This is a genomic window from Streptomyces sp. NPDC059668 (assembly GCF_042734135.1).
Lineage (GTDB): Bacteria > Actinomycetota > Actinomycetes > Streptomycetales > Streptomycetaceae > Streptomyces.
Window position 1 is genome coordinate 208,325 of sequence record NZ_JBHWEL010000003.1, and the last position, 5,130, is coordinate 213,454.

Consider the following 5,130-nt stretch of genomic DNA (forward strand, 5'->3'; position numbering starts at 1 on the left):
CCCGGGGCCCCCCCCGGCGGGGGGGGTCGGGGCCCCCCCCGGCACCTGACCCCCCACGGTCGGTGGCTACCCCACCCCACCCACCGAACCAAACCCCTCCACCCCTGAGAACGAGGCCTCGATGACCGTCGAGAACGCCGTCGGCCTGATCGTGGCCGTCGCCCTGCTCGCCTACCTGGTCCTCGCCCTGATCAAGCCGGAGAAGTTCTGATGTCCGCCCCCGCCCAGACCCTGCCCGCACCCGTGCCGGACTCCCCTCCGCCCGGAACGGACCGGCCGCCACACCGGGTTGGTGCCGGAACGCTCGATCCGACGCAGCTGTGGCGCGCTCTCCCGCAGGCGTTCACCAAGCTGAACCCGGTGACCCTGTTCCGTAACCCGGTCATGTTCGTGACCGAGGTCGGTGCCGCGCTGACCACCGGCATCGCGATGGTCCACCCCGGTCTCTTCGCGTGGCTGATCACCGGCTGGCTGTGGCTGACGGTGGTCTTCGCCAACCTCGCCGAAGCCGTGGCCGAGAGCCGCGGCAAGGCGCAGGCCGACTCGCTGCGCCGGACCCGGCAGCAGACCACCGCGTGGCGGCTCGCGGGCTGGGAGCCCGGGGCCGCCAAGGACGCCTACCTCGAAGAGGCCGTCGCGGCCTCGGAGTTGAGGCGGGGCGACATCGTCTCCGTACCGGCCGGGGAGTTCATCCCCGGGGACGGCGATGTCGTCGAGGGCGCGGCGAGCGTCGACGAGTCGGCGATCACCGGTGAGTCGGCGCCGGTCATCCGTGAGTCGGGCGGCGACCGCAGCGCGGTCACCGGCGGCACCCGGGTGCTCTCCGACCACCTCGTCGTACGCGTCACCCAGGAGCCCGGGGACAGCTTCCTGGACCGGATGATCGCCCTGGTCGAGGGGGCCGACCGGCAGAAGACGCCCAACGAGCTGGCCCTCAACCTGCTGCTGGTCATGCTGACCTTCGTCTTCCTGGTCGCGGTCGTGACCCTCCAGCCGATGGCGATCTTCTCCAAGGACGCGATGGCCGCCGCGCACGACACCACGGCCTTGAACGCGAGCGGTGTCACCGCCATCGTCCTCGTCTCGCTGCTCGTCTGTCTGATCCCGACCACGATCGGCGCGCTGCTCTCCGCGATCGGTATCGCGGGTATGGACCGGCTGGTGCAGAGGAACGTAGTGGCCATGTCCGGCAGGGCCGTCGAGGCCGCCGGCGACGTCAACACCCTGCTGCTCGACAAGACGGGCACGATCACCTTCGGCAACCGGCGGGCGAGCGCGTTCCTCCCGGTCGGGGACGTCTTCGAGGACCAGCTGGCGCGGGCCGCGCTGCTTTCCAGCCTGGCGGACGAGACGCCCGAGGGCCGTTCCATCGTCGAGTTCGCCCACGAGAAGCACGAGATGACCCGGCAGGTCGCGCACGGCGCCGAGTGGGTGCCGTTCACCGCCGCCACCCGTATGTCCGGAGTCGACCTCCCCGACGGGCGGCGACTGCGCAAGGGCGCCGCGGCGTCGGTCTCGGCCTGGGTGCGCGAGCAGGGCGGCGAGGTCCCGCTCACGCTGGACGCGCTCGTGGAACGGGTCTCCGCGTCGGGCGGTACCCCGCTGGCCGTCGCGCGGTCCACGGACGACGGTCGGGCCGAGGTGCTCGGCGTCGTCCACCTCAAGGACGTCGTCAAGCCGGGTCTGCGCGAACGCTTCGACGAGCTGCGGCGGATGGGCATCCGTACGGTGATGATCACCGGCGACAACCCCGTGACCGCGAAGGCGATCGCCGAGGAGGCGGGCGTCGACGACTTCCTGGCCGAGGCCACGCCCGAGGACAAACTGGAGCTGATCAAGCGGGAGCAGGCGGGCGGTCACCTCGTCGCGATGACGGGCGACGGCACGAACGACGCCCCGGCGCTCGCACAGGCCGACGTCGGCGTGGCGATGAACACCGGGACGTCGGCCGCCAAGGAGGCCGGCAACATGGTCGACCTCGACTCGGACCCCACGAAGATCATCGAGATCGTCGAGATCGGCAAGCAACTCCTCATCACCCGGGGCGCGCTGACGACGTTCTCGATCGCCAACGACATCGCCAAGTACTTCGCGATCCTGCCCGCGATGTTCGCCGCCGTCTATCCGGGCCTCGACCGGCTCAACATCATGGCGCTGCACTCGCCGCTGTCCGCGATCCTCTCCGCGGTGGTGTTCAACGCGGTGGTCATCGTGGCGCTGATCCCGCTCGCCCTGCGCGGCGTGCGCTACCGGCCGTCGTCCGCCTCCGCCCTGCTCACCCGCAACCTGTGGATCTACGGGCTCGGCGGTGTCGTCGCGCCGTTCCTGGCCATCAAGTTCATCGACTTCGCCCTCGTCCAGTTCATCCCGGGGATCTGACCATGACACGCATCCCGCACTGGCTCGCCCAGCACCTCGCGGCGCTCCGGGTGGTCCTCGCACTGACCCTCCTGACCGGGCTGGCCTATCCGCTGGCCATGACGGCCTTCGCCCAGGTCCCCGGCCTGAAGGGCAGGTCCGAGGTCACCGCCGCCGACGGCCGGGACGCCGGATCCCCCCTGATCGGCCAGTCCTTCACGGACGCCAAGGGCGACCCGCTGAAGCGGTACTTCCAGTCCCGGCCGTCCAACGCCGGTACGGGGTACGACGCGACCGCGTCCGGAGCCGGGAACCAGGGCCCCGAGTCCGTCGTCGACACCGCCGACAGACCGAGCCTGCTCACCCTGGTGTGCGGGCGCAGCAAGGCGGTCGGCGAACTCGAAGGCGTCGACGGCTCCCGCCCGTTCTGCACACCGGACGGTGTGGGAGCGGTCCTCGGCGTCTTCCACGACGGCGGTACGAGCGGCAGGGTCACCCGGGTCGTCAGCCTCGACCAGGCCTGCCCGGCCAGACCGTTCATCCGCTCCTACAAGGGAGTTGAAGTCACCTGCGCCGCGCCCGGCGCGGACTACAGCCACGCCGTGACCGTCCCCGTACGCGGCGACGCGCCGGCCGACCCGGTCGTCCCCGCCGACGCGGTGACCGCGAGCGGCAGCGGGCTCGACCCGCACATCAGCCCGGCGTACGCGAAGCTCCAGGCGCCCCGCGTCGCCCGCGAACGCGGCGCGGACGTGTCCGACGTACGCGAGTTGATCGAGACGTACACCACCGGCCGAACGCTCGGCGTGCTCGGTGAGCCCGGCGTCGACGTCGTCGAGCTGAACATCGCGCTCGACCGTACCTACCCCCAGCAGGGAGCCTGATCATGGCGGCCTGGATCCAGGCATCTCTCGTCCTCGCCGTGGTGGTGGGGCTGCACGTACCGCTCGGCGACTACATGGCCCGGGCCCTCGACGGCGGCAGGCACTGGCGCGGCGAGCGAGCCCTCTACCGCGTGTGCGGAATCGACCCGGACCGGGAACAGACCTGGCGGCACTACCTCACCGCCCTGCTCGCCTTCTCGGCCATGAGCGTCGCGGCGCTCTTCGCCCTCTTCACCCTCCAGGGCGGGCTGCCCTGGTCGACGGGGCACGAGGGCATGCCGTGGCGGCTCGCGCTGCACACCGCCGTCTCCTTCACGACGAACACCAGCTGGCAGAACTACGCCGGTGAGTCCACCACCGGGCACCTCGCCGTGATGGCGGGTCTGGGTGTCCAGGCGTTCGCGTCGGCGGCGGTCGGTATCTGCGTCGCGCTCGCCCTGGTGCGGGGGCTCGTCCGGCGCGGCACCGCCGACCTCGGCAACTTCTGGGTCGACCTCCTTCGCACGATCTTCCGCGTCCTCGTCCCGATGGCGGTCGTCGGCGGCCTGATCCTGATGGCGGGCGGGGTCGTCCAGGGTCTCGGCGCGGGCCACGTCGTCACCACGGTCGCCGGCGGCCGGCAGACGATCCTCGACGGACCGGTGGGCTCCTGGGAGCCGGTCAAGCTCTTCACCGGTGACGGCGGCGGCGTCTTCAACGCCAACAGTGCCCACCCGTTCGAGAATCCGAGCGCCTGGACCAACGTCTTCGAGATCGTGCTGATGCTGCTGATCCCGACGGCCTGCATCCGCATGTTCGGCCGGATGATCGGCAGCACGAAGCAGGGCTGGACCCTGCTGACGGTCGTCGGCGTCCTGTTCGGTCTGCTCCTCGCCGCCGCGACGCTGGCCCAGTCCGCGCACACCGGCACGGTCACCCAGGCGGTCGGCGGTCCTTACGAGGGCACCGAGACCCGCTTCGGCGTCCCCGGCTCGACACTGTTCGGGGTGGGGGCCACCGGCTCGGCGGACGGCGCGGCCAACTCGTCGTACGACAGCTTCTCCAGTCTCGGCGGCGGGGTGCTGCTGTCCGCGATGATGCTCGGTGAGATCGCGCCCGGCGGCACGGGCAGCGGACTGTACGGCCTGATCATGGTGGTGCTGGTGGCCGTCTTCATCGGCGGTCTGATGGTCGGCCGCACGCCCGAATACCTGCGCAAGCGGATCGGGTTCGGGGAGATGCGCTGGGTGGTGGTGTACGCGCTGATCCCGCCCACCGTCATCCTGGCCTGCACGGGTGTCGCGCTCGCCTTCGGCGACGGGCCGACCTCGATGGGCAATCCGGGGGCACACGGTCTCACGGAGCTGATCTACGCCTACACGAGCAACACGAACAGCAACGGCAGCGCGATGGCGGGCTTCAACGGCGCCACCGACTTCCACAACCTGCTGATGGTGGTCGCGATGCTGGCGGGGCGGTATCTGCCGATCGTGGCCGTACTGGTCCTGGCCGGACGACTCGCCGGACAACAGCCGGGGATCGTCACGGCCGGCACGCTGCGCGCCCAGGGTGTCAACTTCGTCGTCCTCGCCACGGCCGCGGCCGTCGTCCTGGCACTGCTCAACTTCCTGCCCGCGTTGTCCCTCGGCGCCGTCGCCGACGGGCTCCTGTAACCCCGTACCGGCTGAGCTCCCGGCCCGTCACAGGCTCAGCCGGTACGGCACCACGCGCACCACGCGACCGATGCGTCGGTGCGTTGGTGTATTGGTGTGACCTAGCGCGGCCGCCACCGGCGGGGGGGGGCGGCCCCCCCCGGGGGGGGGGGTGGGGGGGGGGGTGGGGGGGGGGCGCGGGGGGGGGCGGGGGGGTGTCCTGGGAGGGGGGCAGGCGGAGCGGGGGGGGGTGTGGG

Annotated in this window: 4 protein-coding genes; all 4 read left to right on the forward strand. The window is 71.4% G+C overall.

What is annotated here, in order from left to right:
- Nucleotides 1–121: 121 nt before the first annotated feature.
- Genes kdpF through kdpA form a run of 4 tightly spaced genes read left to right on the forward strand, consistent with a single transcriptional unit; the run spans nucleotide 122 to nucleotide 4,894 of the window.
- Nucleotides 122–211 carry a K(+)-transporting ATPase subunit F gene (kdpF, locus tag ACFV2J_RS04595; protein WP_385092778.1) on the forward strand — a complete coding sequence of 30 codons (90 nt, stop codon included), beginning with the start codon at nucleotides 122–124 and terminating at the stop codon, nucleotides 209–211.
- A complete protein-coding gene (gene kdpB / locus ACFV2J_RS04600) occupies nucleotides 211–2,379 on the forward strand; it encodes a potassium-transporting ATPase subunit KdpB (RefSeq protein ID WP_385092781.1) in 2,169 nt (722 codons plus the stop codon). Before kdpF ends, kdpB begins: the two co-directional genes overlap by 1 nt.
- A 2-nt stretch (nucleotides 2,380–2,381) precedes the next feature.
- Complete coding sequence (locus ACFV2J_RS04605; RefSeq protein ID WP_385092783.1) at nucleotides 2,382–3,242, forward strand: potassium-transporting ATPase subunit C; 861 nt, start codon at nucleotides 2,382–2,384, stop codon at nucleotides 3,240–3,242.
- A 2-nt stretch (nucleotides 3,243–3,244) separates the two neighbouring features.
- The gene (gene kdpA / locus ACFV2J_RS04610; RefSeq protein ID WP_385092786.1) at nucleotides 3,245–4,894 is read left to right on the forward strand and encodes a potassium-transporting ATPase subunit KdpA; all 1,650 of its coding nucleotides are present in this window, start codon (nucleotides 3,245–3,247) and stop codon (nucleotides 4,892–4,894) included.
- The last annotated feature ends 236 nt before the right edge of the window (nucleotides 4,895–5,130 follow it).

Excerpts from the sequence above, each read along its gene's own strand:
- kdpF (WP_385092778.1), top strand. The coding sequence starts at position 122 with ATGACCGTCGAGAACGCCGTCGGCCTGATCGTGGCCGTCGCCCTGCTC.
- kdpB (WP_385092781.1), top strand. The coding sequence starts at position 211 with ATGTCCGCCCCCGCCCAGACCCTGCCCGCACCCGTGCCGGACTCCCCT.
- ACFV2J_RS04605 (WP_385092783.1), top strand. The coding sequence starts at position 2,382 with ATGACACGCATCCCGCACTGGCTCGCCCAGCACCTCGCGGCGCTCCGG.
- kdpA (WP_385092786.1), top strand. The coding sequence starts at position 3,245 with ATGGCGGCCTGGATCCAGGCATCTCTCGTCCTCGCCGTGGTGGTGGGG.